This window comes from Candidatus Roizmanbacteria bacterium, assembly GCA_016699265.1.
Taxonomy (GTDB): domain Bacteria; phylum Patescibacteriota; class Microgenomatia; order UBA1406; family GWC2-37-13; genus CAZLQR01.
Window position 1 is genome coordinate 206,059 of the sequence record CP064967.1, and the last position, 26,069, is coordinate 232,127.

At 41.5% G+C, this 26,069-nt stretch carries 36 protein-coding genes, 2 tRNA genes and 1 pseudogene; 16 read left to right on the forward strand and 23 right to left on the reverse strand.

Annotated elements, in window-relative coordinates; genetic code table 11:
• Nucleotides 1–103 precede the first annotated feature (103 nt).
• Nucleotides 104–271 carry a hypothetical protein gene (locus tag IPH70_01140; protein QQR64122.1) on the forward strand — a complete coding sequence of 56 codons (168 nt, stop codon included), beginning with the start codon at nt 104–106 and terminating at the stop codon, nt 269–271.
• Entirely contained in the window at nt 238–609 is a 372-nt protein-coding gene (locus tag IPH70_01145) for a hypothetical protein (GenBank protein ID QQR64123.1), read from the forward strand. The genes IPH70_01140 and IPH70_01145 overlap by 34 nt, the downstream gene beginning before the upstream one ends.
• A 13-nt stretch (nt 610–622) precedes the next feature.
• Here the strand turns inward: IPH70_01145 and IPH70_01150 are convergent, their stop codons facing one another.
• From IPH70_01150 to IPH70_01175, 6 genes are all read right to left on the reverse strand, one after another.
• Nucleotides 623–835 carry an efflux RND transporter permease subunit gene (locus IPH70_01150; protein ID QQR64400.1) on the reverse strand — a complete coding sequence of 71 codons (213 nt, stop codon included), beginning with the start codon at nt 833–835 and terminating at the stop codon, nt 623–625.
• On the reverse strand, nt 751–1,392 hold the full coding sequence (locus IPH70_01155) for an efflux RND transporter permease subunit (GenBank protein QQR64124.1): 642 nt from the start codon (nt 1,390–1,392) through the stop codon (nt 751–753). Before IPH70_01155 ends, IPH70_01150 begins: the two co-directional genes overlap by 85 nt.
• Nucleotides 1,358–3,907, reverse strand: a complete 2,550-nt coding sequence (locus tag IPH70_01160) for an efflux RND transporter permease subunit (GenBank protein QQR64125.1) — start codon at nt 3,905–3,907, stop codon at nt 1,358–1,360. The genes IPH70_01155 and IPH70_01160 overlap by 35 nt, the downstream gene beginning before the upstream one ends.
• A 7-nt stretch (nt 3,908–3,914) precedes the next feature.
• The gene (locus IPH70_01165; GenBank protein ID QQR64126.1) at nt 3,915–5,141 is read right to left on the reverse strand and encodes an HlyD family efflux transporter periplasmic adaptor subunit; all 1,227 of its coding nucleotides are present in this window, start codon (nt 5,139–5,141) and stop codon (nt 3,915–3,917) included.
• A gap of 74 nt (nt 5,142–5,215) precedes the next feature.
• On the reverse strand, nt 5,216–5,860 hold the full coding sequence (locus tag IPH70_01170; GenBank protein ID QQR64127.1) for a hypothetical protein: 645 nt from the start codon (nt 5,858–5,860) through the stop codon (nt 5,216–5,218).
• 25 nt (nt 5,861–5,885) lie between these two features.
• A complete protein-coding gene (locus IPH70_01175; protein ID QQR64128.1) occupies nt 5,886–6,272 on the reverse strand; it encodes a hypothetical protein in 387 nt (128 codons plus the stop codon).
• Between the two features lie 88 nt (nt 6,273–6,360).
• Here IPH70_01175 and IPH70_01180 point away from each other — a divergent pair, with 88 nt between their 5' ends.
• Entirely contained in the window at nt 6,361–6,792 is a 432-nt protein-coding gene (locus IPH70_01180) for a pyridoxamine 5'-phosphate oxidase family protein (protein QQR64129.1), read from the forward strand.
• A gap of 203 nt (nt 6,793–6,995) precedes the next feature.
• Complete coding sequence (locus IPH70_01185) at nt 6,996–7,580, forward strand: aquaporin (protein QQR64130.1); 585 nt, start codon at nt 6,996–6,998, stop codon at nt 7,578–7,580.
• 179 nt (nt 7,581–7,759) lie between these two features.
• Here the strand turns inward: IPH70_01185 and IPH70_01190 are convergent, their stop codons facing one another.
• Nucleotides 7,760–8,197, reverse strand: a complete 438-nt coding sequence (locus IPH70_01190) for a hypothetical protein (GenBank protein ID QQR64131.1) — start codon at nt 8,195–8,197, stop codon at nt 7,760–7,762.
• Between the two features lie 167 nt (nt 8,198–8,364).
• On the opposite strand from IPH70_01190, the gene IPH70_01195 reads away from it, so the two are divergent.
• Nucleotides 8,365–8,508, forward strand: a complete 144-nt coding sequence (locus IPH70_01195; protein QQR64132.1) for a hypothetical protein — start codon at nt 8,365–8,367, stop codon at nt 8,506–8,508.
• Here the strand turns inward: IPH70_01195 and IPH70_01200 are convergent.
• Nucleotides 8,442–8,600, reverse strand: coding sequence for a hypothetical protein (locus IPH70_01200; protein QQR64401.1), 159 nt, complete (start codon nt 8,598–8,600; stop codon nt 8,442–8,444). The two genes, IPH70_01195 and IPH70_01200, sit on opposite strands and share 67 nt — an antisense overlap.
• Nucleotides 8,597–8,782: a hypothetical protein gene (locus IPH70_01205; GenBank protein QQR64133.1), complete on the reverse strand. Its 186-nt coding sequence runs from the start codon at nt 8,780–8,782 to the stop codon at nt 8,597–8,599. Before IPH70_01205 ends, IPH70_01200 begins: the two co-directional genes overlap by 4 nt.
• Before the next feature lie 63 nt (nt 8,783–8,845).
• Between IPH70_01205 and IPH70_01210 the strand changes: the two genes are divergently transcribed.
• The gene (locus tag IPH70_01210) at nt 8,846–9,265 is read left to right on the forward strand and encodes a hypothetical protein (protein QQR64134.1); all 420 of its coding nucleotides are present in this window, start codon (nt 8,846–8,848) and stop codon (nt 9,263–9,265) included.
• A gap of 134 nt (nt 9,266–9,399) precedes the next feature.
• On the opposite strand, the pseudogene IPH70_01215 reads toward IPH70_01210, so the two are convergent.
• The 4 genes and pseudogenes from IPH70_01215 to IPH70_01230 all read right to left on the reverse strand — a co-directional run bounded on the left by IPH70_01215 (nt 9,400) and on the right by IPH70_01230 (nt 12,229).
• Nucleotides 9,400–10,683, reverse strand: a pseudogene (locus IPH70_01215) (DUF2130 domain-containing protein).
• A gap of 396 nt (nt 10,684–11,079) precedes the next feature.
• Entirely contained in the window at nt 11,080–11,370 is a 291-nt protein-coding gene (locus IPH70_01220; protein QQR64135.1) for a hypothetical protein, read from the reverse strand.
• 65 nt (nt 11,371–11,435) lie between these two features.
• Nucleotides 11,436–11,579 (reverse strand): hypothetical protein, encoded by a 144-nt coding sequence (locus IPH70_01225; GenBank protein ID QQR64136.1) that lies wholly within the window; start codon nt 11,577–11,579, stop codon nt 11,436–11,438.
• Nucleotides 11,580–12,115: 536 nt separating this feature from the next.
• Nucleotides 12,116–12,229 carry a hypothetical protein gene (locus tag IPH70_01230; GenBank protein ID QQR64402.1) on the reverse strand — a complete coding sequence of 38 codons (114 nt, stop codon included), beginning with the start codon at nt 12,227–12,229 and terminating at the stop codon, nt 12,116–12,118.
• A gap of 743 nt (nt 12,230–12,972) precedes the next feature.
• Between IPH70_01230 and IPH70_01235 the strand changes: the two genes are divergently transcribed.
• From IPH70_01235 to IPH70_01250, 4 genes are all read left to right on the forward strand, one after another.
• Nucleotides 12,973–14,172 (forward strand): DNA adenine methylase, encoded by a 1,200-nt coding sequence (locus IPH70_01235; GenBank protein QQR64137.1) that lies wholly within the window; start codon nt 12,973–12,975, stop codon nt 14,170–14,172.
• A 67-nt stretch (nt 14,173–14,239) separates the two neighbouring features.
• Nucleotides 14,240–14,512 carry a DNA adenine methylase gene (locus IPH70_01240; protein ID QQR64138.1) on the forward strand — a complete coding sequence of 91 codons (273 nt, stop codon included), beginning with the start codon at nt 14,240–14,242 and terminating at the stop codon, nt 14,510–14,512.
• A gap of 239 nt (nt 14,513–14,751) precedes the next feature.
• Entirely contained in the window at nt 14,752–15,828 is a 1,077-nt protein-coding gene (locus tag IPH70_01245; protein QQR64139.1) for an AlwI family type II restriction endonuclease, read from the forward strand.
• A complete protein-coding gene (locus IPH70_01250; GenBank protein QQR64403.1) occupies nt 15,726–16,382 on the forward strand; it encodes an AlwI family type II restriction endonuclease in 657 nt (218 codons plus the stop codon). The genes IPH70_01245 and IPH70_01250 overlap by 103 nt, the downstream gene beginning before the upstream one ends.
• A gap of 295 nt (nt 16,383–16,677) precedes the next feature.
• On the opposite strand, the gene IPH70_01255 is transcribed toward IPH70_01250, so the two are convergent.
• The 6 genes from IPH70_01255 to IPH70_01280 all read right to left on the reverse strand — a co-directional run bounded on the left by IPH70_01255 (nt 16,678) and on the right by IPH70_01280 (nt 20,104).
• Nucleotides 16,678–16,866 (reverse strand): DUF2779 domain-containing protein, encoded by a 189-nt coding sequence (locus IPH70_01255; protein ID QQR64404.1) that lies wholly within the window; start codon nt 16,864–16,866, stop codon nt 16,678–16,680.
• Complete coding sequence (locus IPH70_01260; GenBank protein QQR64405.1) at nt 16,853–17,044, reverse strand: DUF2779 domain-containing protein; 192 nt, start codon at nt 17,042–17,044, stop codon at nt 16,853–16,855. Before IPH70_01260 ends, IPH70_01255 begins: the two co-directional genes overlap by 14 nt.
• Nucleotides 17,045–17,214: 170 nt before the next feature.
• Nucleotides 17,215–17,967, reverse strand: coding sequence for a Dna2/Cas4 domain-containing protein (locus IPH70_01265; GenBank protein ID QQR64140.1), 753 nt, complete (start codon nt 17,965–17,967; stop codon nt 17,215–17,217).
• Nucleotides 17,968–18,141: 174 nt separating this feature from the next.
• On the reverse strand, nt 18,142–18,534 hold the full coding sequence (locus IPH70_01270) for a type II toxin-antitoxin system PemK/MazF family toxin (GenBank protein ID QQR64141.1): 393 nt from the start codon (nt 18,532–18,534) through the stop codon (nt 18,142–18,144).
• Between the two features lie 84 nt (nt 18,535–18,618).
• Nucleotides 18,619–19,863 (reverse strand): hypothetical protein, encoded by a 1,245-nt coding sequence (locus tag IPH70_01275; GenBank protein QQR64142.1) that lies wholly within the window; start codon nt 19,861–19,863, stop codon nt 18,619–18,621.
• Nucleotides 19,847–20,104: a hypothetical protein gene (locus IPH70_01280; protein ID QQR64143.1), complete on the reverse strand. Its 258-nt coding sequence runs from the start codon at nt 20,102–20,104 to the stop codon at nt 19,847–19,849. Before IPH70_01280 ends, IPH70_01275 begins: the two co-directional genes overlap by 17 nt.
• Before the next feature lie 91 nt (nt 20,105–20,195).
• Between IPH70_01280 and IPH70_01285 the strand changes: the two genes are divergently transcribed.
• On the forward strand, nt 20,196–20,804 hold the full coding sequence (locus tag IPH70_01285) for an SOS response-associated peptidase (protein QQR64144.1): 609 nt from the start codon (nt 20,196–20,198) through the stop codon (nt 20,802–20,804).
• On the opposite strand, the gene IPH70_01290 is transcribed toward IPH70_01285, so the two are convergent.
• Nucleotides 20,801–21,067, reverse strand: a complete 267-nt coding sequence (locus IPH70_01290) for a DUF1905 domain-containing protein (GenBank protein QQR64406.1) — start codon at nt 21,065–21,067, stop codon at nt 20,801–20,803. The genes IPH70_01285 and IPH70_01290 overlap by 4 nt on opposite strands.
• A gap of 138 nt (nt 21,068–21,205) precedes the next feature.
• Here IPH70_01290 and IPH70_01295 point away from each other — a divergent pair, with 138 nt between their 5' ends.
• The 5 genes from IPH70_01295 to IPH70_01315 all read left to right on the forward strand — a co-directional run bounded on the left by IPH70_01295 (nt 21,206) and on the right by IPH70_01315 (nt 23,558).
• On the forward strand, nt 21,206–21,472 hold the full coding sequence (locus IPH70_01295) for a GIY-YIG nuclease family protein (protein ID QQR64407.1): 267 nt from the start codon (nt 21,206–21,208) through the stop codon (nt 21,470–21,472).
• Nucleotides 21,458–21,545, forward strand: a tRNA-Ser gene (locus IPH70_01300). The genes IPH70_01295 and IPH70_01300 overlap by 15 nt, the downstream gene beginning before the upstream one ends.
• A 177-nt stretch (nt 21,546–21,722) precedes the next feature.
• A complete protein-coding gene (locus IPH70_01305) occupies nt 21,723–22,670 on the forward strand; it encodes an aldo/keto reductase (protein ID QQR64408.1) in 948 nt (315 codons plus the stop codon).
• Between the two features lie 92 nt (nt 22,671–22,762).
• Complete coding sequence (locus tag IPH70_01310; protein QQR64145.1) at nt 22,763–23,095, forward strand: TfoX/Sxy family protein; 333 nt, start codon at nt 22,763–22,765, stop codon at nt 23,093–23,095.
• A 43-nt stretch (nt 23,096–23,138) separates the two neighbouring features.
• Entirely contained in the window at nt 23,139–23,558 is a 420-nt protein-coding gene (locus tag IPH70_01315; protein ID QQR64146.1) for a DUF1761 domain-containing protein, read from the forward strand.
• A gap of 4 nt (nt 23,559–23,562) precedes the next feature.
• Here IPH70_01315 and IPH70_01320 read toward each other — a convergent pair whose 3' ends face one another.
• From IPH70_01320 to IPH70_01330, 3 genes are all read right to left on the reverse strand, one after another.
• A complete protein-coding gene (locus IPH70_01320; GenBank protein QQR64147.1) occupies nt 23,563–24,615 on the reverse strand; it encodes an alpha/beta fold hydrolase in 1,053 nt (350 codons plus the stop codon).
• Nucleotides 24,616–24,619: 4 nt separating this feature from the next.
• Nucleotides 24,620–24,703 (reverse strand) — tRNA-Leu (locus IPH70_01325).
• 204 nt (nt 24,704–24,907) lie between these two features.
• Nucleotides 24,908–26,068, reverse strand: coding sequence for a phosphodiester glycosidase family protein (locus tag IPH70_01330; GenBank protein ID QQR64148.1), 1,161 nt, complete (start codon nt 26,066–26,068; stop codon nt 24,908–24,910).
• Nucleotide 26,069: the final 1 nt, after the last annotated feature.

Genomic DNA, 26,069 nt, shown 5'->3' on the forward strand with positions numbered 1-26,069 from the left:
TCTGGTAAATTGCAACCATTGTGATTAATTATAGAGGAGACTTGAAATCCCTTCTGTTTTGTCTTGAAATCATGTCTTATATTTTGTTTATACTGACAGTTCTTTGACAGATCAAACAAGTTCTCAAACAACCTCCGATGAAGAAGTTCAGGACGCAGAGGTCGTCGAAACGCCAACTCACAGCACCTCATCCAATCTTGAAGAGCGTCTCAGTATTGAGCAGATGATCAAAACTACATGTCCGACATTTCTCGAATTCGTGAGAAACTGAAGACTCAGAAGGATATGTTCAAATCTTCATTTGAGAGCGACAAGGAGTTTAGTGATGTCGATACCGAACATAAAGCAATTGCACGAAAAACAGTTGCAAAGCAGCGCATTATTAAAACGGATGCGGTCTCGGCCGTCAGCATGAAGATCAAGGAGATACAAGAAGAGATGAAGGAAACACAGCAAGCACTTTCGGATTATCTTAATCGCTACATTCAGGTGTCAGACTCTACCGAGTTCATGGGACCTGATGGAGAGGTTCACCAGATTGTTCGAACTGCAAAACTTGATAAAGAAGAAGTAGAAAGAAATTACTTGGCTTTTTCCTCAGAACGGTAAAAGTTGTAGTACATTACCGGAATAAAGAAAAGTTTGAGTGCTCCTGAGAAAATAAGTCCCGAGATGATTGCCCTCCTAGTCCCCTCCAAAAAGGATCTGCAATAGTGATTGGTATAAGTCCAAGTATTGTCGCCAAGGAGGTCAGTAGTACCGGCTCCAAACGATTTGCCGCTGCATCTGCAATAGCATCGTGTAATGAAAGACCGTGCGCTCTATTTTCATTAATTTTTCAATAACCACGATTGCATGAGTCACAACAATACCAAACAGAGCGAGTATTCCAATCAAGGCAGCAAAGGACAGAGGTGTTCTTGTGAGCGCAAATATGTAAAAGACGCCCGCTATTGAAATGGGAATTATCAACATCGACATAAAGGCCTGACGGAAAGAACCAAACTCAATAACCATCGTTATTAGAATCAACATGAATGAAAGCACCATTGCCTGAAGGATCGAGGTTACTGACTTTTGATTTTCTTCGTTGACTCCACCTGTTGCCAATGAATAGCCATCTGGCATGTTTAACGACTCAGCAAACTTAAGAAGTTCCGCATTTTTCTCAGGAATATTTACACCAGGTTTGACACTGGCAAAGACCGAGATTGTACGCTTTTCACTTTCCCGAGTAATTGAGGTTGGATTTGAGGCGAGCGTAAAGTCACCTAAGGAAATGAGCGGAACAGTACCTCCTTCTTTAAGTGGAATTTCGATTGTTCCCAACTCACTTATTGACATGCCGTCATACGAGTTAGTTCGGAATATAATATCCTCTCTTTTTACCAAATAGAACAGTGTCAAGAGTAAAGCCACTTGCATATGTCCTCAGCCAAAGTCCTACCTGATCTTTAGTAAGACCGACATCTGCCAGCTTTTCATTGTCTGGGGTAAACACGATTTTACTTGTTCCCGATTTGATAGATTTATCGATGTTAATTAAGCCAGACTGTTTCTTAAGGTATGAGACTATTTTGTCTGCGTATGTATCGAGTACTCCTAGATCCTCACCTAACAACTTTATCTGAACATCTGCGCCAGCGGGAGGTCCTCCTGAGATCTCAACTACCGAAACCTTTCCTTTCGAATACTGGTTCAAATCATCGCGTACAGTCTGCGCTATTTCTGCCGACGTAATTTTGCGATCTTCTTTTTTAGTGAGGTGGAGCGTGTATAAAATTGCATCTGTCTCAACTCCTCTGTCTCCATCAGGCTGAATGATTTGCCCCATTTCGGTAAGTAGGTAGTCGAGCTCTTTGGTTGAACGAAGTTTGTTTGCCAACGAGAGTCCTTCCTGATTGATAATAGTCGCACTGGTGCCTGCAGGGTAGTCTACTCCCACATACACTATTTCTTCATTGTCTTTGGGGAAGAACTCATTTTTAACAAAACCCAATGGAATCAGTAAGTACGCAAGAAGCGCAAATACAGAAATTGCAATAAGTGTTTTTGTACGCGCCGACTTAGATGAGAGTATCCGCTCGATTAAGGTTCTGTACCCTTCTGATAAATACTGCACATTAACGACCCCATTGTCCGAAACATGTTCCACCTTTCGAATAACCGATTGGACGAACTTATGTTTTGCCAATGCACGTCGGTATCGGTCAGCTAACGCGATTCTAACCTTGTAAACAACAAGAAGTCCGATGAGGGCTGAAACTAAAGCAAACGGAAAGAGATTGTTTTTCGGGATTAAAAATGCGCATATGAGTACATAAGAAACGACCGCAAGTATCTTCAAAAAAGTAACGACTCTTTTTGGTAGCTGAGGTTTGAGGAAAACTATCATCATAGGGATAGTGATAAGAACCGCAATTGTGGTGGATGAAAGCATCGTGGTAGTTACGACAATTGGAATAGATTTTATAAACTCTCCAATAATTCCAGTTGCCAGTAACAACGGAACAAAAGCCCAAATTGTGGTAATGGTAGTCGACCATAGTGGCACGATAAAGTCTTTCCAGACCATAACTCCTGTCTCAAATGGGGTGAAGCGACCCGTTTTATAGTAGCGCGTCATTGCTGCAACAGAAACGATTGTGTCATCGATCAATAGTCCAAGTGAAAGGAGGAACGAGAACATCGTTAAAAAGTTTAGTGTTAGTCCAAAGGCATTAATAATTGCAAACGACGCAAGAAAGGTTAGTGGCACTGTAATCGTAGAGATAATTGCTTGACGAAGTCCAAGAAACAAAAGAAGAAGTACGAACACCAAAAGTATAGTTGTCTTAAACTCATCAAACAAATCATTAAATTGCTTCGTAATGTCATTTGCTGTGTTCCTTACTGTATATAAACTAAACTGCCCCTTATAGTTTTTTAATTCTGTGTTTACAACCGGCTCAGTAACCTTGAAAGATTTATCGATGTCGGCATTGGTTTTTTTATAGACAAAAAACTGGATCGTACGCTCGCTCCCCTTTTTAAGGTTGGCAATGTAGGTATGCTGCTGTCCGCTTTTCGAGCGTTCAGCAATCGTTGCAATATCTCCAAGTCGAACGGTCCTATCATCGATAAGGATCGGGAGCTTACGAAGATCTTCTATCGTTACAATTTCCCTGTCTATTGTGAGTGAGAAGGTAGAGTTGTCCGAGTTTACCGAACCTGCCGGAAATGATTTTGAAGCAGTCTGAACAAGACCTAACAAGGATAAAGGTGTAATGTTGTAGTCCTTGGATTTCTGAAGATTTACGGTGACCTCGATTGTCTGATCATCAAGTCCTGTGGTAACTACTCGATCTACCTGAGGGATGTTCTCGATCTTATCTTTTAAGTTTTCGCCAAACCTCATAAGAGACGCCGTATCGGACTTGGAGGTAATGGCAAAGATCCAGAATGGTTGATCCTCAAAATCGACCGATCTCACATTTGGTGCTTTCGCATCATCTGGTAGATTCGTCACTCGATCGACAAGGTTTTGTACATCCGCTACCGCTTCATCAACCTTCACGCTTGACTGAAACTGCAGTACTACTGAAGAGAGACTCTCACGTGAGGTCGAACTCATAGTGTCGAGACCTTTCACGCTCTTAAGCTCTCGTTCGAGTGGAACCGTTACCAATGACTCAATGTCCTCAGGATTAGCTCCTGGAAGCAAAGTAGAGACCGACACTATCGGAATCTTAATCTCTGGGTTAAGTCTACGTGGAATGGTAATTAATCCCGAGATTCCAATAATAACGATAGTTATTATCAACAGAACCGGTAGTCTGATATTTGCGAGGTATTTGGCCTGAAAAGACTGAAGAAGTTTCGGATCAAACCGCAATGAACTAAGATAGGATGCTCGCTTTTTAATCATAAGATGCTTAGTTAATTTTCTTTACGAGGTCACCCGCTATTACGTTTCTATCGGTGATTACCTCGTCCCCATCTTTAAGTCCTGAAAGAACCTGAACATAGGTTCCAAAGACTGAACCAAGTTTTACTCTTCGTGGCATTGATCTACCTTTCTCGATTACAAATAGGAAGTCTGCTTCTTTGGTTTGGTAGACTGTGTCAATTGGCACGAAAGGCACAATACCTGAGCTGTCCGAGGATCCAATCGGAAGTTCGACGGTAACAGATCCATTCTCCGTCACCTGAGCGCGATAAAGTTCGGGTACGTCAAAATATACTGCATAGAGACGACCTGCGACTGCATCCTGTGAAATATGAAACGGATATAGTTTAATCTTGTCTTTTCCTATGGTTACAACGGTTGGCTCTATGCGAGAGACTCGTTTTGCAATATCGGCTGAGACATATGCAACTGCCGTTACTGGATCTGCCTCAACATCCTCACTTATCTGCATAAGGACCTGACCTGGGTTAACCGACTGTCCTACCTTAACCAGCACATTATCGACCACTCCTGCAAAAGGAGCAGAGGGATACATAGATGCCTCGGATACCTGATTGATCTGAACCTGAAGTTCCTGAATTTCACGATTTAGATCGAGTGATTTATCTTGTAGATCAAGTTGTTTTTTTGTTACATCTTCCTGAAGCTTGGAGACGTCTGTCTCACCAGACTGATCATTTAATTCTTCAGAAAGCTCTTTTTGCTTAGAGATAAGGTCCTTCTGTGGTTGGAGCGTGCTTAGCGTGAAGTCTCTTTGTGCTTGAGCTAGTTTTCTCGAGAGTGAAGGAATGTTCCCCCCTTGGTAGTTGGAAGATAGCCCAACCAATGTCTGCCCGCGATAAAATCTTTCTCCCTCGTTTTTGTATACCTGTTGAACAACTCCACCAGTTAAGGCGGTAATACGTATTACACCAGACTTTTTAATTTGCGCCTGAACAATGAGTTTTGGAGCAGACCCAATTTGGTAAACCGAGACCGACTTAGTCTGAACTATATCTGCTTTCTCAATTTTTTTTGGAGTGCCTAGAATGTTGCTGGCGATGATTAGTGACAAAAGGAGACCGAGTGCTAAGAAGAAACTAAGAAAAGGTTTTTTATCAATAGCTGCTGAAAGTTTTTTGATTTGTACCTTAAACCCCTTATTTATTGCTTTATAGCTATGGGCAGTTCTTTTTTGAAGTTCTTTTAACATGAGTTGAGCATTATAGCCTATTCTGAGGCTATTTTCAACATCTCTATATATGTATATATAAGGAAGTGCTCTTTTTATGCAGCGGAGGGACCTTCAGGTGGGGTTGGAGGTTTTGGAGGTTCTGCCGGCTTTTCTTCGGGATTAGGAACGATTTTCAGAGCAGGTGGTGTAGCGGGTGACTGATCTATAAAACCTGCTGATGGATGGCCTCTTTTTGCCATTTCTATTTTAGCCTGCTCCTCTGGCGTGTTGGTTAGCGTTGGTGCAAACAAATCAACTACATTATTGTCTGAGTCTTCTTTTGGAGCTACTGGCCGACTTCTTTTTGCCTCTTGAAGTTCCAAATATGTGGCGGCATTTGCGAGTTCGGTTACAGGAGTTACTGACTCTGCAACCTCGTTATCATCCTTCCAATTATATGGCATATCTGCATTCTCAATAAAGGGTTCGTCAGTGCCAGGATGAGACTCCCCCGCTATCTCGGACCTCATAGCCTCTGTTGCTTGAGAAGGTCGTACGATCGGTCCAGCCGGACGACCACTAGATTCTTTTTTTCCACCAAACACTCGATCGAGTCCTTTATCAAATCTCTTATTGAATCGATCCACTCCAGCCATGATTTTTTCACCAAGTACGGTAAATCGACTTGGAGGAGCTTCTTCGATTTTCTTCAAAGAGCCATCGGGGTGAAATATTCGTGGATTTTGTCCTTCTGCCATTCCTATATTATTTTTTTATATAAATTTATCTTTCCTTATCTCGATCGTATACCTGCGGCATAACAGAAGGAGATTTATCTGATTGCCCACGTATCTCATCAACCATAGCGCTTGTTGCCTGAACTCCAAGTTCATCTGGGTTCAGTTCGGCGGGTTTATCTTCGTTTCTTTTAATAACTTTTACGGTATGAGTTGCGAAATCAGGTTTTGGTGGCACTGAGGCGGTCTCGGAGTGTTCTGGAGGAACGTATACTAATCCTAGCATTTCATGAAGTGCTTGGTTAAGTTCGGTCGCTTTGCCACGAATTTGTCTACCCCACACCTCCGTCCTACGTAATGGTCGAGAATGATGTTGCTTATGGCCCATCTCACTCAAACCAGTACCATTACCAATATCGACTCTTTCTGCCATATGTATATAGTACTATTTTTTGAGGTTTGTCCAGATTCAACCGTTGCTATATCTTGAATATTGAGTTATTTTCTACTACACTTGAATCATGGACGAAAATAGGAAAAAAGCTCTTATCTCTCTCCAGACCAGTACGCATCCTCTCTGCGTGATGTCGACAGTGACCGTAGACAACGTATCTGAGTCCTCACTTCTCGCCTTTGTTGTACGTGAGGATCTATCGCTACTTATCAGTACCCATACCTCAACTCGCAAGTGGAAAAACCTCGAAAGTAACACTGCGGTTTCCTTAGTCTTTGGCCTAGCTTTTGGAGTTGTGAATGTGCAGTATGAAGGCGTAGCGAGACTCATAACCGAGCCCGAGGAAATAAAGAAATATGATGAGGAGTACTTCTCTGCTCGACCAGAACTCAAACAGTATCGTGTAAATGACACCGGCTTTATAGAAATTACACCTCGATGGGTAAGAACTGTTGACTTTACTCAGACCCCTCCTAAGGTTGAAGAATCCTCATTCTAGATTGTTGGAATGCTCCAAGCACATCCAAAAAGCCCGTAATTTATTGGCAGACTACCATATACTCTGCTAGCGCTATCTAGTGGTAGCTTAGGAGCGTCAGGACAACCTAAAACAGATTATCAATCGAGATTTCAGTCTCATTTCTAGTCGTATTCACGGCTCGATTTGATATTCTCACAAGAGAGATATATACTAATCCTGAAATGAAAAAGTATCTCGCAGAGCTGATCGGAACATTTACCTTAAGCTTAGTTGTCGGACTCTCATTATCTGCTCAGTTCCCCATCATCACTCCTGTTCTCGCAGCCTTAACCTTGGGTCTTTTTGTTTATTCCATTGGTGTGATTTCGGGATGCCACATCAATCCGGCGGTAACGCTCGGTCTTCTTTCCATTGGAAAGATAAAGATGGATGAAGCAGGAAAGTACATTGTCGCTCAACTGGTCGGAGGGTTCTTGGCCTCTGTTCTACTGGTCCAGTTAGGAGCTATGATGGCTCCAATTGCGGTTGGTGGAGTTACTCAGATTCTAGCTGAGGTCCTAGGAACGGCGGTCTTTACCTTTGGTATTGGCGCGGTTGTGTTTGGAAAGGTCTCGGATGTGGTCTCGGGAGCTGTCATCGGTGGCTCGCTTCTTCTAGGGATCTCGATTGCCGCTATGGTTGGCTCTGCTGGAGTCCTGAACCCTGCGGTGGCTCTTACCATCAATGCCTTTCACCCCACCTACATAATCGGTGAGATTCTAGGCGCGCTCATCGGCTTAACGCTTGCACGATCTCTACAGAAGTAAGGTTCTCCTGTGGTTCTTGAACGCCTCGTCTTTCAGAAAAGGTAATGACGGTTTATAAAGGTTGGCAAAGGTATAACATATGTTCTTGACTGGATGAAAAGATGGTATAATAATTTTGGATGAAAGGGTTTTTACCCTTCATGACGCTAACGTCCACAAACCGAAGCGTGAGGCATCCATTAAGATTTCTTCCAGCGCCTCTTGAGGCGCTTTTTTCTTGCATTTTTCTTATCCATCACTGAATAAAATATCTTATTTTTCTTAAGATCTTCAACGCAGATTACTCGAACCTTCCTCATTTGTTTTGACCCGTTCTCTTCTACTTCCATAACCGCTTCCAGAGCGTAGAATATTTTTCTTCCTCTTTGAGAGATGTTTTGTATCGTTGACGACTTTTCAATTATATCTTTGGCATATGGGAGCAATTTCAGCCTACGAAACGTATCATCAGAAGTTCTTTTTCTATGTCCTGTCGCTCCGATAATATGTCTCCATCCCTGTAGGGTGAACTGTACCGGCCCATTGAACGCTGGACACGTAATGACCGAACTTCTCCAAAGATCGTATATGAGCCAGGCTTGCGCCTGTTGTTTTTGCAATAGCGCATGCGAGGTCATGCAAAAATAATAGAAAGAGTCGCTATGCTTGTCAGTCGCTTATGGATTCGACTTCGCTCACCACAAGTATGCTACCCCACTTCGCTCACGACAATGTCAGAGCTACGAGGGGCAAAGCAAAATAATGTGATTGGAGCGTTGGAGTAATCTAGCAGATTAGTTAAACAATGAAAATAATTAGCAGACTACGCTCTTCACTGCTAGCGCTATCGGGTGGTAGCTCTGGAGCGTCAGGACAATCCAATCAAGCTCTTTTTAAGATCTCTCTTGGCTTCGATCCTATTGCTTCACCTACATATCCGGCTTCCTGAAGTTCGTCAAGAATTCGTGCAGCCCTCGCGTATCCAATCTTAAGTTTGCGCTGTAGTAATGACGCTGAGGCGAGTTCGTAATTCTGAATTATTTTAACTGCTTCGTCAAAAGATTATCTGGTCCGGTGTTCTTCGGTGCAACATCAATAGGACCCACCGATGAGAGCTTTACCCATTTTATAATTGCGTCAATCCGCGTACGAAGATCATCGAGCTCGTTTAGAACAGCTTGGAGAATCTCTTGATTGTTTGAGTCGCTCAATGGTCTTATCATCACTCCCCTACTCTACCAAATAATTAACAGAGAAGTCAATGGTCATTATGGTATAGTGAAATTATGACCAATATTTACCTCGATATTGATGGTGTTCTTTTGGTGAATGACAATACGATGGCAAACTACTGTCATGAGTTTCTGGAGTATGTGACGACTCACTTCCCTACCTATTGGCTGACGACCCACTGTCGCGGAGACGAGCGCCTCACGCACCTCTTTCTTACCCGTACCTTTCCGGCCAAGACCTTGGAGATCGTGAAGAAGATAAAGCCTACCAACTGGGCTACGAACAAGACCGAAGGGATCGACTTCTCACAGCCGTTCCTATGGTTTGATGACGATCTTTTCCTTGGGGAGCGTCAGGAGCTGGAGAGAAGGAATTTATTGGACAACTGGATTGAGGTCGACTTCCGCAAAGACGAAAACTACCTCCAACGCTTCCTCACCTCTTTCCCAATTCCTATCGATGTTGTTAGGTAATAAAAATTAGCTTCAAAAAATGAAGAAAATGATATTTATGAAGCTAAAATGTTGACGATAGTCAACAAAATGAGAGTTTTAGCCCGTCAGAAAAGGAATAAAAGTTACGTATATAGGAAATGTATGAGGATTTTCTATTCCTTTACCTCTCTGTTATCGGAAAGCGATGTAAATTTAGCCGTCATTGTAGGATTGCCTCGCGTAAGTCTTTTGATAGTTAGATCTTCAGTTCTATTATTGGCTATACGTAGGTTGTTCTCGGAAGACAAGAGTGCGTCTTTTGTTTTTTGCAGGTGGTCAATAGTTTTGTCGATTTCTTCAATGGCAGTCTTAAATTTACGACTAGCGAGATCGTAATTTTTTGCAAAACCTTCTTTAAATTTATTTATATTGTCCTCAAAATTTGTGATATCTATATTTTGACTTTTTACTAAAGCAAGTTCCGCTTTATATATTAGAGAGTTCATCGCAGCGTTGCGTAGCAGTGTGATAATTGGAATGAAAAATTGCGGGCGGACAACATACATTTTGGGGTACTTATGAGCGACATCAACAATACCCGTGTTGTACAGCTCATTTTCAGCTTCCAAGAGCGAAACGAGTACGGCGTATTCACATTTCTTTTCAGCACGATCTTTGTCCAGTTCTCGCAAAAAGTCTTCATTTCGTTTTTTTGTTGTAGTTTCGTCACCTTCATTTTTCATTTCAAACATGATTGATATGATTTCATTGCCAGTATCATCAATTTCTCGATAGATATAGTCTCCCTTGCTTCCAGTCTTTGAATCGTTGTCTTTTTCAAAATAGGCGTGTTGAAAAGCGGTTGCGCGAAGTTTGTTAAATTCCGTTTCGCAGTGTTGCTCAAGAGTTTCTCCAATCATTTTAGTTGAGAGCTTGAGCTTCATATCTTTGCGGAGAGTAATCTCATCATCTTTCATTTTGATAATATCGTCTTTGGTCTTAAGCTCGGAGGAAAACTTTTCAAGAAGTGACTTTTCCAACAATAGCTTTTCTGTTTCTTTACTTTTAAGATCATTAGCTAGATCATCACGCTCTTTTTCAATTTTTTAACAGCTTCGGTAACACTGAGTTTTTCTCTACTTCAGCTTTATCAATTTTTGATTTCATTTCAGCAAGTTCGGCTTCTTTCTTTGCCAATTGTTCTGCTAAGTTGCGGTCCTTTTCGGCTCTTAGTTCAGCCAGTTCTTTATCTTTCTTCGCGAGTTCGTCTTGCAATGTATTTTGAGATTGGATTCGGCTAATTTGACGGCACTTTCTTTTTCCTTTTCTGCAATATTTAGTCGCTCACGTAATTCTTCTTCAAATTTATGATCGCGAATCTGTTTGAGAATATCAGCAAAACCAGCCTCATCGACTTTAAAAACTTTTTTACAATGTGGGCATACAATATCATTCATACTATTTTTAGTTAATTTTTCTATGACTGGTGATCAGCATTTTCAAATTATATTAAAGGCTCCCCATTTCTTTTCTTGTTTCCATCTCTTTCTTTTTTTGAGTTATGCGTAACAATTCACGTTCTTGACGTTCAACTTGCTTGAACTCCTCTTCTTCCATATTTACTGATGCCACCTCATAAAGCAGACTATTTCTTAAGCTAAAATTCTTTCAGCATTTAACTTTTGATTCTTTTACATATATTTCTGCAATTGCTTCAGCTACGTGAAAATTAATATAAAATTCTGTATCTTTTACCAGGAGGTATCCTTTAAATCCTATATTTATATACACTTCTATAATTTGGTCTTGAGTAATAATTGTCTCCTTATCGATAGTGTCGTTGCCTAGATTTTCTAGAAAAAATTCAAATCTAAATTTTTTCCACCTACCATAATGAATTTTGCTTTTTTTGCTTGTGTCTTTTTTGGAACCCTTTGATCATTTGCCTGATCCACTTCATCTGGAGTTTCTTCTCTTGCGACTTTAACATTTTGCTCACGAGTTTCCAGTTCTGCGGGTTGCCCATCCTTAGAACGTTTGGCTTGTTTCAAATCAGGAAATGCCAATTCTTTAAACTCGTCTACTCGATTTAATGCCTGCAGAAGCTTGTCTTTTAAAGTTTCGCGCTTTTCCCAAATTGGCATTTCTTCTGATTTTTCTGCACTTGCTCTGTCGGTTGCAAGATTCTTTATTTCATCAATTTTTCCTTTTAACCGTCTTCCAAGATAATTTTCGGTTTGGTCACCCCAAAATTTTCTATAAATTCCTTAAATTCTCCTGATTCTAAAATGAATTCTCTTTTATTGTGTGTAACAGGAACAGGATCTAGATTAATCTCTCCTGTTATGTGCATTACAGAAGGATGGTAACTATAGCCCAATTTTTCTGCAGATTTAATTAACCTTCCCTCCTAAACAAACTAAATCCGCTTTGCTTCTGTGAGCCAACCATTAATAACCCGTACCAACCGTTAATTTCACGCCCATTTGAAAGAGTATGTTTGAATTCTGTTTTGGTATTTCCCACGAGTTGAGGCTCGATAGGTATACAAGCTTTGGCGGATTTTTCCTAAGCCTACCTTTATGACAACGTTGTTGTGTACTATGTATGGACCATACCTTTTTGATAAATCATCCTTTATTCTTGTCACTAGCGCGTCGTAGAGTTTAATTTTAGTTTCGTAATTTCAATAGTTGTTCCGTGTAGCTCGATAGGAGCTTGTTCAATCGTCATTGGATAATCGTTCCAGTTCTCAGTCTTTAGGAATTCTTCCTTATCATATGAAAGAATAAATCGCTTATTTGATTCAAATTCAGTAGTGTAAACCTTGAAGTGTGCGCCAAGACTGCTGCAAGCCGATTTCAAACCAAGTCCGAATTCCCCAATGCATCATGTTTTTGAGTGTGCGAGAACTAGAGATTTTGCAGCAGATTCTTTATTCATTCCCCTCCCGTTATCTTCAATGATTATTTTCTCGTCTCTTTTATCTAAAATTACATATATTTCTACGCCTTCCTCATTTTATATCAATTTGAGTTATCAACAAGTTCAGCTTTTATATCGGATACAGAGTAATTGGCTTCACCGATTTTGTGGTAGATACTTTTATCGGGAGTTATGTCTATTTTTTTCTACTTTAGTTGGTTCCATAATGTTAAGTGATATTTATGATCCATACTACACTAGTGGGGGTTAATTGTCAAGTGCCTTTAAAGATTCGTGCCTAAAAATTAAGCCACAACTCACTTCAAAGCTGTAACTGCATTTTATTTATTTAAGTAAATTTCAGCAAAGATTTTCCAAAGTTGCTTGAATAAGTAGGATAGGCTATATTAGGAATATCACGAAGCATTTTGGAAATAAATCATTTTAGTATAAATCAAAGACGTTATTTGGGTTCAAAAACAAAACTCCTTAACTTTATTGATGACACTCTCGAAAGGAAAAGATAGAGTTTGAGTCATTTGCCGATATATTTGCAGGGACAGGAACCTTTCAAAAAATCATTTCTATGATCGTTCACGAGTAATCATTAATGATATTTTGGATTCCAACAATCACATCTATCATGCATTTTTGGCAATGACAATTTACGAGAAGACAGGCTTAAGGAACGCCTAAAACTCTACAACTCTCTTGAGCTAAAAAATTATAACGATAATTATTTTTCGGAAAACTTTTCCAATACTTACTTTGACGAAAAAAATTCAAAGAAAATAGGAATCATACGAGACGATATAGAAAAGTTGTTTAAAGAGAAAATAATTACAAACAGAGAGAAGTCGTATTTACTAACGTCTTTGATTTACGCGCTTGACAGAATTGCAAATACAGTAGGACACTACGATGCTTATAGAAAAATTAGTATTCCAGAAAAACGATTATTCTTATTACCCCTTGATATTAGGTTATCAAAATACTCTGCAGAAATATACAAAGACGATGCGAACGAATTAGTAAAAAGAATCAAAGCGGATATTGTCTATATCGACCCACCATATAATTCGCGGCAATACTCGGATGGCTATCACTTGCTTGAAAATATTGCGACCTGGAAGAAAGAGGAAGTTTTTGGCGTAGCAAAAAAAATCAATCGTTCGCATATTAAGAGTAGGTACAACATGAAATCTGCAGGAGTTGCCTTTGGCGAACTGATAGATAATATTGACGCAAAATATATTCTAGTTTCTTACAACGATATGGGTGGTTCTGGTAACGCTCGTTCGCAATCACGAATAAGCGATCACGAGATTCTATCCGTACTAAAACGGAAAGGCCAAGTGCAGCTATTCGAAACTGGCTTCAAACAATTTACTACTGGCAAATCAAGCAAAGACGACCTAAAGGAACGTATATTTCTATGTAAAATAAATGTTACAACAAAGACTAGTAGGGCGGTTGTTGCATCTTGGAGAAATCCTGTTCAGAACGGATTTGTGAAGTCGCCATTGAACTATACAGGAGGAAAACACAAATTGTTACCTCAGATAACTAAGCTATTCCCAAATGACATAAAAACATTTTATGATGTTTTTTCGGGAGGTGCAAATGTTGGGATTAATGCTAATGCCCAAAATACCATTTGTGTAGAGAAAAATAGATATGTCGTTAATCTCTTAAATTTGATAAAAAATAATAATTTTGAAGATCTGAATCAAAGGGTAATTGACATCATAGATAACTTCGGTTTAAGCAAGAGCTATATCAAGGGTTATGATTTTTATCATGCCGATAGTTCGGCTGGACTAGGACAATACAATAAAAGTAAATTTTTGGAACTTCGCAATGAGTTCAATAAAGATAAAACCAGAATTGATCTTTTGCTCGTGCTTGTTCTTTATTCATTCAACAATCAAATCAGATTTAATTCGAAGGGAGATTATAATCTACCTGTTGGAAAACGAGATTATAATGGTAGCTCAAGAAAAAAACGTTGCCGCCTTTAATCAAATTTCAAATGAGAAAAAATTGATTTTAAAATTGGTGATTTTAGAGATATAGAAAAAAATAGATTTGGTAAAAAATGATTTTGTTTATTTTGACCCGCCATATTTGTTGGGACTTGCGAGTTATAACGAGTTGGGTGGATGGACTGAAAATGATGAACGGGACTTGTACGCACTACTTACTCGACTTAACGATAAAGGTATCAGATTTGCCTTATCAAACGTTCTGGAACATAAAGGCGAGATTAACAAAATAATAAAGGCTTGGGCAAATAAAGGAAACTCAATTTTACAAATTGAAGTACCACTACAAAAACTCAAATTATCACTCAACTGCTAAAAATAATAATACCGTTGAAGTGCTGATAACTAACTATTGATTTTGCGATACAATAGGATCATGTTAAAAGCGTGGTCAATCACAACCACTGTTCGTAATCCTGAAAGATTAAGTTCTTTTTAGTTGCCCTACAACCCCTAGTCGGCAAAGAGTGGAACATTGAAAATCAAGAAAGTTACCAAAAACTATTAATTAAAAATCGATTGTATGGCTATGGCAACCAACAATTCTATAATGGATTGCCTCGCGAGATTATTGATTTAGTGAATAATGTAGATAATGAGCTTAGCGCGTCAATAGTAGATCGCATTGTTGACCTAAAGAATTATAGAGATTTTGCAATGCGCGGTCGTCAATCGCTTAACCCTCTCACTAAGTTCGGATTTGTCTTTGTTGATGACAATATTCTGAAGATTACCGAACTAGGTCTTAAACTTATTGCCAGTGAGAAAGATCATGGCGATGTTTTCCTAAAATCCTTCATAAAATGGCAGATACCAAATCCAGCTAGCGATGATTTTGCTAACAATGGTGACTACGGTGTTGTTCCGTTTGTGGCAACGTTAAAATTGATAAGCGAAGTAAATATACTCGAGGCGGAACGAGGGATTAAACCAGTCGGCATAAGCAAACGAGAGTTTTCTTTATTCTTCCCAACATTAGTGAAATATACTGACATATCAAGATTTGCAAATGAAATTATAAAACTGCGTGATTCGCAGAAGAATAAGACAAAGCAAGAACGCAAAACAATTCGTGACAGCTATCGCAAGAACTTCGCCACAAACTTTTTAGGCACAAGAGAACAGGCAAAAATTGACAAGTTGCTTACGAATTTGCGGGATTATGGCGATAACGCTATTAGGTATTTTCGTTTAACTAAGTTTATTCGTATTCGCGGAAGAGGATTTTATGTTGATTTAGAATCCAATCGCCATACGGAAATTGAAGCGCTATTCGAAAGTGAGTTCTACAAGCCGAAAATTTTCGCAAATAGGAATGATTATCTCAATCATATGTCAAATGATAGATTACCGAAGTTGCCTTGGCAAGCAAAGGATAAATTGGTTGAGATTGCGACAGAAATTTCCAGCGAAATTAAGACGTTGCGGCAAAACCTTGGGCAATCAACACAAGAAGTTAGAAGTCTCGAACCGATGACGGAAGATGAACTCACTAAATACATCTATAATTTGAGAGAAGTACGAATAGAATTGCAAGAAAAGATAATCGTATTAAATCACAACCCGTTGAATCAATTACAGAGTATATTGATCAACTTGAGAATATCTTTAAGTCTGAAAACCGTGCTTTAATGCTTGAGTACCTATCAACAATGGGGCTTTACGCAATTAACGATGCGATAGAAATCAAACCGAACTACCCAGTTGGTGATGACAATCAACCAACGACTACTGCTCCAGGAGGAATGGCTGACATCGAGTGCTACTACAAAGACTTTAACATGATTGGAGAAGTTACGATGCTGAATGGTCGCGACCAATGGTTTAATGAAGGGCAGCCAGTTATGCGCCATTTACGTGATTTTGAGAATAAAAACCGAAATGCTTACTGCCTGTTTATTGCTCCAAAGATTCACACAGATAGTGCGGAAACATTCTGGCGTGCAAATACTTCTGGCTATAAGGGTGGAAGACAGAGAATCGCCCCAATTACAATAAGCCAGTTCGTAGAAGTGTTGAAGACACTTAAACGATTGCGTGAGTCAAATCAAATATTCACACACGATAAATTACAAGACCTAGTAAAAAGCATTGCGGATAGTGCCAATGCGATAAATAATTCAGACGATTGGATAGCAAACACTCAGGGCCTCTTAAGTGCTTGGTCCGCCGCATTAAATAGTTAGAATTCGATGCGGTCCATATAGCCTCAATCTTTACTTCTGCATGCGACTTGAAAGTAAGAACTGTTTATTGATTTTGGGAAGAGCGCTCGTAGAGAGTGGAACTAGGAGACTTCGGTGCGGAGGAACTCAAAGAGCTGGACCATGGCTAATGTGTCGAGTCCGCAGTATGCAAGGAGGTCTTCGGCGATCTTATCTTTTTGATCGGTGTTCTCACCTTCGAGGAAGGTCTCCTTCCAGACGCGGGAGGCGGTCCCTCCTTCTTTAATGTGAAGTTTCTTGTAGGAAATCTCGGAGATCAGAACAGGAAAGACTTTTTTAATTGAGGCGCTTCCAAAAAATCTTTGTCGACGAACCAGCCAGAAGCAAACGGAACCATAAGATCTACGATCCGTTCGTTGAGTTGCTTCATCTGTTGCGCGTACTCAGGAAACATGAGTCCAAGCTCCTCATTGCGTCCTTTCTCAAAGGACTCATACCAGACCAGAACGGTGCCCCTTTTCTCCGATGTCCTCTACCAACTGCTTGATAAGAGGAAGGCCTGGATTTGAGTTCTGCGTGTGAAGAAATTCTTTGTGAGTGAGCGTTCCGTCCTCATCGAGCCGATGAATCGAGTACTGGAAAGGCATCTGCTGGTACGGATGGAGACCATCAAAGGGTGGGATGACGGCGCTAAAGGTCTCGTAGTCGAAAAATACAGAGGATACTCAAACTTCGCTAGGAAGTCCTTGATGTTTTCTTTGTTCACCTCTCGCCTATCTGCTTTGGTTGCGGTCACCTGCCGTTGCTGTTTACTGTTGAGTTTTGAATCCTTCTGGAATTTCGGCAATCGTCTTTACTCGAGGTCTTCGAGCTCTCCCACAATCTGTGGATTAAGATGTGTCAGCTTAAAGATGTTGTGCGGATGATCCTGTGGAAACATCGCCTCATAGATCGCCATCCACTCATCAAGAGCTCGTAGCCCCACATGACGAGGCGAAAAGTCCGGAGGAAGTGGTGAGTGAGCGACCATCAGGGCATGTTGAATCTGCTTCTTGGTGTACTCGAGCTTGGCCTTTACCTGATCGGTGACCTCGGTCTGCGTTGCGAGCTTTGCAACCTCGACGTCGCCCGCTCGCTCAAACTTATTATTCACATGAACGACAAAAACTTTCCGAACCTTAAGTCCTGCTTTTTCCAGAACAACGGTCTGAAATGCAAGATCTAGGATATGATCTTCCTTAACCTCGGTACTGGACTTAATTTCATAGAGATCGTATTCGGACTCCCCTACTCTCTCGATAACGTCAAAGATACAGGTAATCTCTCCCGCTTCAAGCCGTCCCTGAAGAATTATTTTTGCTCCAGACTCAATAACCTCCTTGGTTCTCACCGGCATCGTACGATAATTATTCTCCTCAAAGCTGAAGCCTACAGTCGTCGCATCGGGGAAGAGTTGCTCGGCATACTTCTCAAACTCATGTCCGTCATCAAACATCGCCTGCAGAGCGTCATCTACCGGAGGAAGCTTGCCTTTGTCGTGTTTTTTGAGCCATAACCACGCAGGATGTTTGAGGAACATCATGTACTCGGTCTTAGACAGTTGCATAAGCCATTCTACTTGGTTTTGGGCAAGAGGTGGGAGCGTAGATCGTATCACGTATAACGTATAAGGTATCTCGTATGGAGAAATGGGGCAGGAGTTTAATACTTGACTGGTTTAGTTTCTGGTATAATTATCGTACAAATGGCTTCGGCCCTCCCCGCTTGCGGGGTAACAAAATCAGGCAATCAAACGCCTGATTTTTTCTTTTAAGGAGATAAAATCATTCTTTCTCACAGTTCCAATCTTATACTTTAGCCTTTTTACATCAAGTAATCTTATTTGAGAAAGTATTGCCGTACTTCTAACACCTTTGTTAAAAGATAGAACGAAGTTAAATGGTCTATTTGGCTTGACTCTTTTGGTTAATGGAATTGCCCAGCATATTTCGTTATTGAATTTTTTCAACACTATAACTGGGCGTAGATAAGAATCTCCCCGTCCATCCTGTTCAAAGCCTACGTTTTCTCCTAAGTGACAGAACCAGACCTCTCGTTCACTAAAAAATACACGATCTTGATTGTTATTTATTCGTTTTTTCTCCTTGTGCCACTTCAGATAATTTTTATCCATATCTCATATCTACCAAAGAGCGTTGTGATTGTCAGTCGCTTATATGCTACAAAACAGTTATTTTAGGTTGTTGGACAAGTATATTTACGCATATAAATCTTCGAGTTCTTTGATGGCGCCAAAGGAGATTCGGTCAAGTACCTCACTATTCATTCCCATCATAATCGCCGGAGTGACCACGTACTCACCATATCGATCATTGATCATGTCAACAGCCTCCGAGACCTTACGGTCCTTGTTCGCATACTCAAAGAGCTCGTCCTGCGACGCGTTGGAGTCCACCAGTCCGTAACAGCTTATGGTAATTTTAGAAATTGGTTTTTTTGCTGGCTGGAGATTGAGAATGTAGAGCGCGCGCTTAAAAAACTCCTGAGTTGTGTACGCTTCGGTGTGAAAGGTCTTACCCTTGTGCCAGTAGGTACCGTCGTTATAGATCATCCCCACATGAAAGCCGTGTGCCGCCTTCTGTACCCCACGCACTCGCCGCCCCATCTTCTCAACGAGCTTCATCACGATTCGTGCAACTTCCTTAGGATCATTGGTGTGTTTTTTTAGCGCATAGTCCTGTCCATAAGACTTGCGGGTAAACTCCACATCGTCCATCTCAAATCCGCGCAAACGGAAGTACCAGTACTTGCCCACAATTGACTGGAAGACCTGTTTGCGAAGCGTAATCTCTGAGGAGTGTAAAAACTCAAGCGGGGTGAAGATACCATTTGCATTCAGCCGAGCCTCATATCTTTTGTTAATACCATTAAGATCGATCAGCGTAACTTTGGAATATATATCTAAGAGATTTCCGTGATCGACAATATCGAGTCCGTCCGGCTTGTGAAGTGAGGCGGCAAGTTTGGCTAGAAAGCGGTTGGTACTAATCCCAACATTGCAGCTTATCCAGTCCCCTATCTCCTGACGAAAGCGTAACTTAATTTCTTTGGCAATCGTGACAAGATCGATGTTGAGATGCTCCATGCCGTGAAAGTCGATGATAAGCTCATCGATGCTTTTGGGTGCAACATTGGGCGAGTAGTCACGGCAGATATTTCTAAACTTGATGTGCACATCTCGCACCAAGACCGGATCGGATGGTCGCACGATAAGATCTGGAAAAAGAAGTTTTCCCTCACGTACCGTCATGCCGGTTTTGATGCCGTAACGCTTTGCCTCGATAGATGGGGCCAAGATACAACCATTGGGCGTGGTGTATGCTGCAATCGCAATCGGCTTCCCCCGCAGATGCGGAAAGGCTTGCTGAATGCAGGTGGCAAAACACGAGTTGAGGTCGATGTGCATGACCAGCGGACTGTTCTTGTTAATTTGTAGTTCCATCTGTTACCTCCTTTAAAATCCAGTGGAGCGTATCGCTGTTAAACTCCAGTCGCATATCGATGTTCTCGGTTGAGACATTAAAGATATGGGTTATGACTCTCCCCTCGCGGGACTTGTGGTAATACGCAAGTTTTTCAACAAGATAGCTTCGCCCTTGCCACCGCACCTTATAGGGCATCGCTCCTTTTTCTCGATTGTATACCGTGATTACCTCTACTCGTTCATTTATTTGTTCGTTCATACTCGTCTCCCCTTTCACGCGCCATATATATACTAGTGAACGACTGTTCACTAAGTCAAGGGGAAATTACTATCGTGCTATAATCTTCTGTATGTGCGGGCGATTTCAGATCGATACCAATAAAGAGGAGATCGAAAAACATTATGGTATGGAGTTGGGGTCCGCATTCAAGTCTCGCTACAACGCTGCTCCCTCTCAAGAAATACCGGTGGTGACCGATGATAAGATCGAGTTTAAGAAATGGGATCTTCCTTTGAAGTTTGGTGATAAATTTATTCGTAACTTGGCAAATATCCGAGACGATAGTTTAAGGAAGGGGTGGGCAAAGCGATTCTTGGGTCAGCGATGTTTGGTTCCTTCAACTGGTTACTACGAATGGAAAACTACGGCAGATGGCAAGGTCCCTTACTACTTTGGTCTGAAAAAGCATAGGCTGTTTTCCTTTGCCGGATTGTACGACGGCGATACCTTTGCTCTAATTACTACCACTGCCTCAAAGCAAACAAGCTCAGTGCATAAAAGGATGCCGGTGATCTTGTCTGAGTCTGATGAAAAACTCTGGGTGAATGCAGACAATGATTTTGAACAGGTGAAATCTTTGGTTAGTCCATTTGAGGGCGAGCTAGAGATCTATCCGATCTCAACCAAGATAAATAATGCGCGACTTGACGTGTCGGATGTTGTTGAGCGAGTGAGCTAGTTCTGCCTTAACTCTAAGCTGAAACTCAGTAGCTGATCTGCCTTAATTCCCTCCTTTTTGCGTATAGCGAATTTAAGAGGGAGGATATAGGATCCCGTTTCTTTATCGGGAAAGATGGAGGTTTCCCAGACGGTCTCCCCTACGGTCACTCTCACGCGTATCGCTCCAAATCCTCGTCGGATTGGGCTTTGATATTTTTTAATGTCGGCAGCATCTTTTTTAGGAAGGGTGACAAAATGCCAGCTCGACGGTCCTTGCCACATCCATACTCGGGATTTGCATATATATGTAAGTGGCTTCATAGCTCTATTATAGTGATCGAGTGGTAAAATATAGCTGTAGGAGAGGTCGCACCCCAAAGGGGCCCCGTTGGGGTAGTGGCCCGTTGGGCCGGCCGAGATATGTTTTATCTTTATTTTTTGCAGAGTGAAGTAAGTAAAAAATATTATATCGGAGTAGCTTCCAATGTTCTAATAAGACTTGGTGAGCATAATAAGGGTGGCACTAAATCAACAAAACCATACCGTCCTTGGAAAATAGTATATATAGAGAAGTATTTAACGAAGCAAGAAGCGATGAAGCGTGAATGGCATTTAAAACATCCCAAGGGATTTCTGGATAAAAAATCTATAATAAGTAAGTTGAAAGCTAATGGAGAGGTCGCATAGTGGCCGAGTGCGCACGCTTGGAAAGCGTGTAAGGGTAACACCTTCGCGGGTTCGAATCCCGCTCTCTCCGCCATCCTTCGCCAAGGCTTCGGATGGCAAGCCTAAGTGAATGATGTATTGTTGACGGAGCGCACTAAAACCCAACTTTTGTAACTATATCCAAAATTACTAAAGCGTTTGATGCTGCTGTATAGTAAGTAATACGCGAATTTAAATATGAATTTATACTAAAAATAGTATGAACGATACAATGCAAAAAAATAAATTAGGCAATAGTGACTTGAAGGTTTCCCAATTAGGCTTAGGTTGTATGGGGATGAGTGAATTTTATGGCAGTCATGACGATAACGACTCAATAAAAACAATTCATTACGCTTTGGAAAACGGTATCAACTTTTTTGATACTGCCGATATGTATGGTTTGGGGGCTAATGAGATGTTGTTGGGAAAGGCTTTGCAGGACAGAAGGGATAAAGCGGTTATAGCTACTAAGTTTGGCGTTTTAAGAGGAGATGATGGTTCTTTTCCCGGCCTTAATGGAAAACCTGAATACGTAAAACTCGCTTGTGAAAAAAGCCTTCAGAGATTAAAAGTTGATCAAATAGATCTTTACTATCTGCATAGAGTTGACCCAAACACTCCAATAGAAGATACGGTCGGCGCTATGTCTGAATTAGTAAAAGAGGGGAAAGTTAGATATATCGGGTTATCAGAAGCCTCTGAAGAAATCATAAGAAAAGCTCACAAAGTACACCCAATCACCGCTGTACAAACAGAATACTCTTTATGGAGTAATGATTTGGGAGCAGTTTTCACTGTTTGTAGAGAGCTTAACATCGCCTTAATAGCGTATAGTCCATTAGGAAGAGGTTTTCTCTCTGGAAAGTATAAATCCCGGGATGATTTTGAAAAAGGCGATTTCCGAAGAGACAACCCAAGATTTAGTGATGAAAACATTGCTAAGAATCTAGAAATTGTGGCTAAAGTAGAAGATATTGCCAAATCAAAATCTGCAACTCCGGCACAAGTAGCGTTAGCGTGGGTAATGTCTAAAGGAACTGATGTGTTTCCTCTCACTGGCACAAAGACGATTAAAAACCTAAATGAAAACATAGAATCAACTAATATAAAACTTAAAAAAGATGAAATTGAACAATTAGATAATCTCCAAAGTTTAGTTTCAGGTTCTAGATATTAGTACTCGTGGTATATTTTCCTACAGGAATGAGAAAATATTATAAGGACGGTTGGGTTCCGGACCCACATGCTCCGAAGGTATAATACTTTGAGATGAGTACCGATAAGCAGACCATATCCTACATATTAGAGCTACTTCATAATGACCATCGGTTTTCTGCCCGAGCGATGTTTGGCGAGTATGCGCTCTATGCTGACGGGAAGGTAGTGGGCCTTATCTGCGACGATACGCTCTATGTAAAGATCGTACCTGCAAGTAGCGCGCTTGAGCAGGTTTGTGAGAAAGGGTCTCCATATCCGGGCGCAAAACCACATTACGTCCTATCGGAGGAACAACTCAGTTCCCTTTCTCAACTTCCTCAAATTCTGTTTTCTATTGCCAAGTCACTTCCTGAAAAGAAAAAGAAGCTAAAAGCAAACAAATAAAATACTGTTGTTTTTTTATTTACTCTACCTTTATACTCTCACTATGGAAGTAAATTACGTGGCAGTGTTGGTTGCAACAGTGCTTCAGTTTGTGGCTGGTGCTGTTTGGTACTCTGCGCTCTTTGGAAAACTCTGGGCAAAGATGCATGGTTTTGACAAACTTTCAAAAGAAGTTCAGCAGAAAATGATGAAGTCGATGGGACCGATGTATGCGGTGCAGTTTCTGACCACGCTCCTCACGTCCTATGTACTTGGACTTTTTGTGGTCTCACTTCCTTCAGAGTGGCATGCATTTGGCGCAGCTGGTTTCTTTTGGTTAGGATTCGTGCTTCCGACCGTAATCGGCACCGTTATATGGGGTGGCACTGAACCAAAATGGATTGTGAAGAAGATTGCTGTTCAGGCAGGAGCTTTACTGGTCTGCTACATGATTGCCGCTGCGGTTTTTTACTTCATGAGCTAAGAGCTCAGTTCTTCAGATATTTATCAAAAAACTCCACAGAGCGTTGCATGGCGGTGTTGAAGTTGGCCGTGATGTTATGATCGTCACCTTCATAAAGATATATCTCATGTTCTTTTCCCGCCGCTTTAAGCTCTTTGGCATACTCTTCGCTTAGCCGGTAGGTTACGGTTTCGTCCCCTCTTGTGTGATGTATTTGGATCGGAGTCTTCAAAAACTGGAGATGCTTTGCGGGATCTATTTCCTTCCAGTATTCAGGGTTAGATTGAGGTGTACCATGGAGCTCGGTAAACCTAGTTCTGCTCATACGCCACTGTTGTTGCTGCTGTACCGTCGCTTCATTGGTATTTCTTCTTCGGTTAAACCAAAGTTCGTACATATCGTCGTATGTTCCGACCACGCCACCCCAAATGACAGCTGCTTTTATGTCTCCACTGACAACAACGGCTCGTTGTGTAATGTTCCCGCCTAGTGAGTGCCCCCACATACCAATTTTGTTTGGATCCGCGTCTTTATACTGTTTGATACTGCCCAAAGCATTGAGAACGTCAACGGTGTATGCTGGAGAAAAGTAGGCTCCCTCTGGATTGCCTTCTGAGCTTCCATGTCCTCGATAGTCTGGTTTGAATACTATGTATCCTTGGTTTGCGAAACCGTTTACGTATGCAGTGTAACGTTCATTGGTGCGATACTGAGCAGGCGGAATATATCCGTGGTTGAAGATAATTACAGGCCATCCAGTTGCGGGCTTTTCGCCTGTTGGAACAGTGAGAAGTGCATTAATTTTAAGTCCTTCGGATTTGTAGGAAGCTATGTACTCGGTATGAGCGCCTGAGACGCCAAGATTCTGTTCGATTACTATTTGAGAACCGAGATACTTCACGCTTCTCATGCGGTCTATTGAGAGAGGCTCCGTACTGATTGAGCCTCCTTTATTTTCTCCAATCATGTCGGGAGAAAGAGACGCTGAATTTAGAGTAGGGGTATTAAACAGTCTGAATAGGAAGTAGGAAGCGACCAAAACAGAAGCAATAAATATTAGTCGAATAAATACCTTCATGTTGTGGGCGAGAGAGGACTCGAACCTCCACGCTTTTTACGGCACAGGTTCCTAAAACCTGCGTGTATACCAGTTTCACCACTCGCCCTAGGTCTTAGAGCTCGAAGCGTTAACCTGGAGCTTAAGACCTACTTCTATTATACCACTTGTTTCTAGAGCGTTATTACGCTCTAAAGGATTTTTGACCTTGTCTGAAAAATTAGCAGACAGCACGATGGACTGCTAGCGCTATCTAGTGATAGCTATGGAGTGTCAGAACAACCTAAAAGGAGTTTTAATCTCACTTTAAACCCTATTTATTTACAAATAAAATCCCGAAGGGTGTGCTCCTACCCGGACCCACTATATAGCGGCCTCCGCTCCATAACGCGGTCGACCCTCCGCTGTCTAAGTTAAGTGCATACTCAAGTCCCATCGCCTTCAGCACGCGTGCAACCTCAGCAACGTTCGCGTTGTGAACAACGCCGATATAGGCGGTGCTCCCTTTTGTTCCGATAAAGCTTCGAGATCCTTTTCCGGCGCGCTTGACCTCATCGTCTCCACCATAGATCACATTTCCTCCAGACAAAAGCATAGGCTGACTGGCAATGACCGAGTCGACTCCGGTGTCTCTCCCCCACTCCAAAGACTGCCCCACAAAACGCCCAGAACTACCTGAAAAGATGACTGCGGGGACAGTGCTGTAGACGTTATTGTCCGAGTTAAAATAGGTTTTGTTCTTGTTCATAAGAAGCGTGTCAAATGAGTTCGTTTTGCCAGCACAACCTGGGTAACTGGCGGGACAAAAGTACGGTCCGTTAATGCCAGCAAAGGCGCCACTACGGGCAGCGAAGTTACCAAGGGCATCAACCGGACAGTCGTTGCCACAGCTGCCGTCCGACGCCGTGTCGACAACTACACGTGTGCTGTTGAGGTCCGCAGCGACGATATCGACCAGAAAGGATCCTACCTCGCTGTTGACGCTCTGTCTTGAGTACCCAGCGCCCGGTGGCGTATTGTTTGCCGGTACGTTTGCTGGAATGACAAAGGCGGCGGCAATCTCAGCGTTTTTCTTATCAATGTTCTTTTGGAGTGCAACAAGTTTACCGGAGGCCGAACTATAGTCTCTGTCGGACAATGACCTTAGGATGCCTGCGAGATCTTTTTCGAGCTCTGGAATCTTTATGTTTTGATCGCGGAGTTTAAGAAGGTTCTCATAGGTTGAGACGGTGTCCTTATAGGTTTTTTGAATATTTTTTATCTCTTCTTCAAGGGTATCGTTTCGTACTCGCTGGTCCTCCTTTTTCAGTTTGTCGTAGTCTGACTGGATTTTTTTGATGTTTGAAGAAAGACGATTTTCAGAGTCGGCTCGACTCCGAATCTGTAGATACATTGTGAAACCAAATATAGAAACCAAAGCCACGATCGACAGAAAAAGATACCGAGCTACATGCTTAACTACGCGAACCTTCATA

Coding starts and splice junctions, on each gene's coding strand:
- IPH70_01145 (QQR64123.1), top strand. CDS start 238: ATGTCCGACATTTCTCGAATTCGTGAGAAACTGAAGACTCAGAAGGAT.
- IPH70_01160 (QQR64125.1), bottom strand. CDS start 3,907: ATGATTAAAAAGCGAGCATCCTATCTTAGTTCATTGCGGTTTGATCCG.
- IPH70_01165 (QQR64126.1), bottom strand. CDS start 5,141: ATGTTAAAAGAACTTCAAAAAAGAACTGCCCATAGCTATAAAGCAATA.
- IPH70_01170 (QQR64127.1), bottom strand. CDS start 5,860: ATGGCAGAAGGACAAAATCCACGAATATTTCACCCCGATGGCTCTTTG.
- IPH70_01175 (QQR64128.1), bottom strand. CDS start 6,272: ATGGCAGAAAGAGTCGATATTGGTAATGGTACTGGTTTGAGTGAGATG.
- IPH70_01180 (QQR64129.1), top strand. CDS start 6,361: ATGGACGAAAATAGGAAAAAAGCTCTTATCTCTCTCCAGACCAGTACG.
- IPH70_01185 (QQR64130.1), top strand. CDS start 6,996: ATGAAAAAGTATCTCGCAGAGCTGATCGGAACATTTACCTTAAGCTTA.
- IPH70_01190 (QQR64131.1), bottom strand. CDS start 8,197: ATGACCTCGCATGCGCTATTGCAAAAACAACAGGCGCAAGCCTGGCTC.
- IPH70_01195 (QQR64132.1), top strand. CDS start 8,365: ATGAAAATAATTAGCAGACTACGCTCTTCACTGCTAGCGCTATCGGGT.
- IPH70_01205 (QQR64133.1), bottom strand. CDS start 8,782: ATGATAAGACCATTGAGCGACTCAAACAATCAAGAGATTCTCCAAGCT.
- IPH70_01210 (QQR64134.1), top strand. CDS start 8,846: ATGACCAATATTTACCTCGATATTGATGGTGTTCTTTTGGTGAATGAC.
- IPH70_01220 (QQR64135.1), bottom strand. CDS start 11,370: ATGCCAATTTGGGAAAAGCGCGAAACTTTAAAAGACAAGCTTCTGCAG.
- IPH70_01225 (QQR64136.1), bottom strand. CDS start 11,579: ATGCACATAACAGGAGAGATTAATCTAGATCCTGTTCCTGTTACACAC.
- IPH70_01265 (QQR64140.1), bottom strand. CDS start 17,967: ATGCAACTGTCTAAGACCGAGTACATGATGTTCCTCAAACATCCTGCG.
- IPH70_01270 (QQR64141.1), bottom strand. CDS start 18,534: ATGGATAAAAATTATCTGAAGTGGCACAAGGAGAAAAAACGAATAAAT.
- IPH70_01275 (QQR64142.1), bottom strand. CDS start 19,863: ATGGAACTACAAATTAACAAGAACAGTCCGCTGGTCATGCACATCGAC.
- IPH70_01280 (QQR64143.1), bottom strand. CDS start 20,104: ATGAACGAACAAATAAATGAACGAGTAGAGGTAATCACGGTATACAAT.
- IPH70_01285 (QQR64144.1), top strand. CDS start 20,196: ATGTGCGGGCGATTTCAGATCGATACCAATAAAGAGGAGATCGAAAAA.
- IPH70_01290 (QQR64406.1), bottom strand. CDS start 21,067: ATGTGGCAAGGACCGTCGAGCTGGCATTTTGTCACCCTTCCTAAAAAA.
- IPH70_01295 (QQR64407.1), top strand. CDS start 21,206: ATGTTTTATCTTTATTTTTTGCAGAGTGAAGTAAGTAAAAAATATTAT.
- IPH70_01305 (QQR64408.1), top strand. CDS start 21,723: ATGCAAAAAAATAAATTAGGCAATAGTGACTTGAAGGTTTCCCAATTA.
- IPH70_01310 (QQR64145.1), top strand. CDS start 22,763: ATGAGTACCGATAAGCAGACCATATCCTACATATTAGAGCTACTTCAT.
- IPH70_01315 (QQR64146.1), top strand. CDS start 23,139: ATGGAAGTAAATTACGTGGCAGTGTTGGTTGCAACAGTGCTTCAGTTT.
- IPH70_01320 (QQR64147.1), bottom strand. CDS start 24,615: ATGAAGGTATTTATTCGACTAATATTTATTGCTTCTGTTTTGGTCGCT.
- IPH70_01330 (QQR64148.1), bottom strand. CDS start 26,068: ATGAAGGTTCGCGTAGTTAAGCATGTAGCTCGGTATCTTTTTCTGTCG.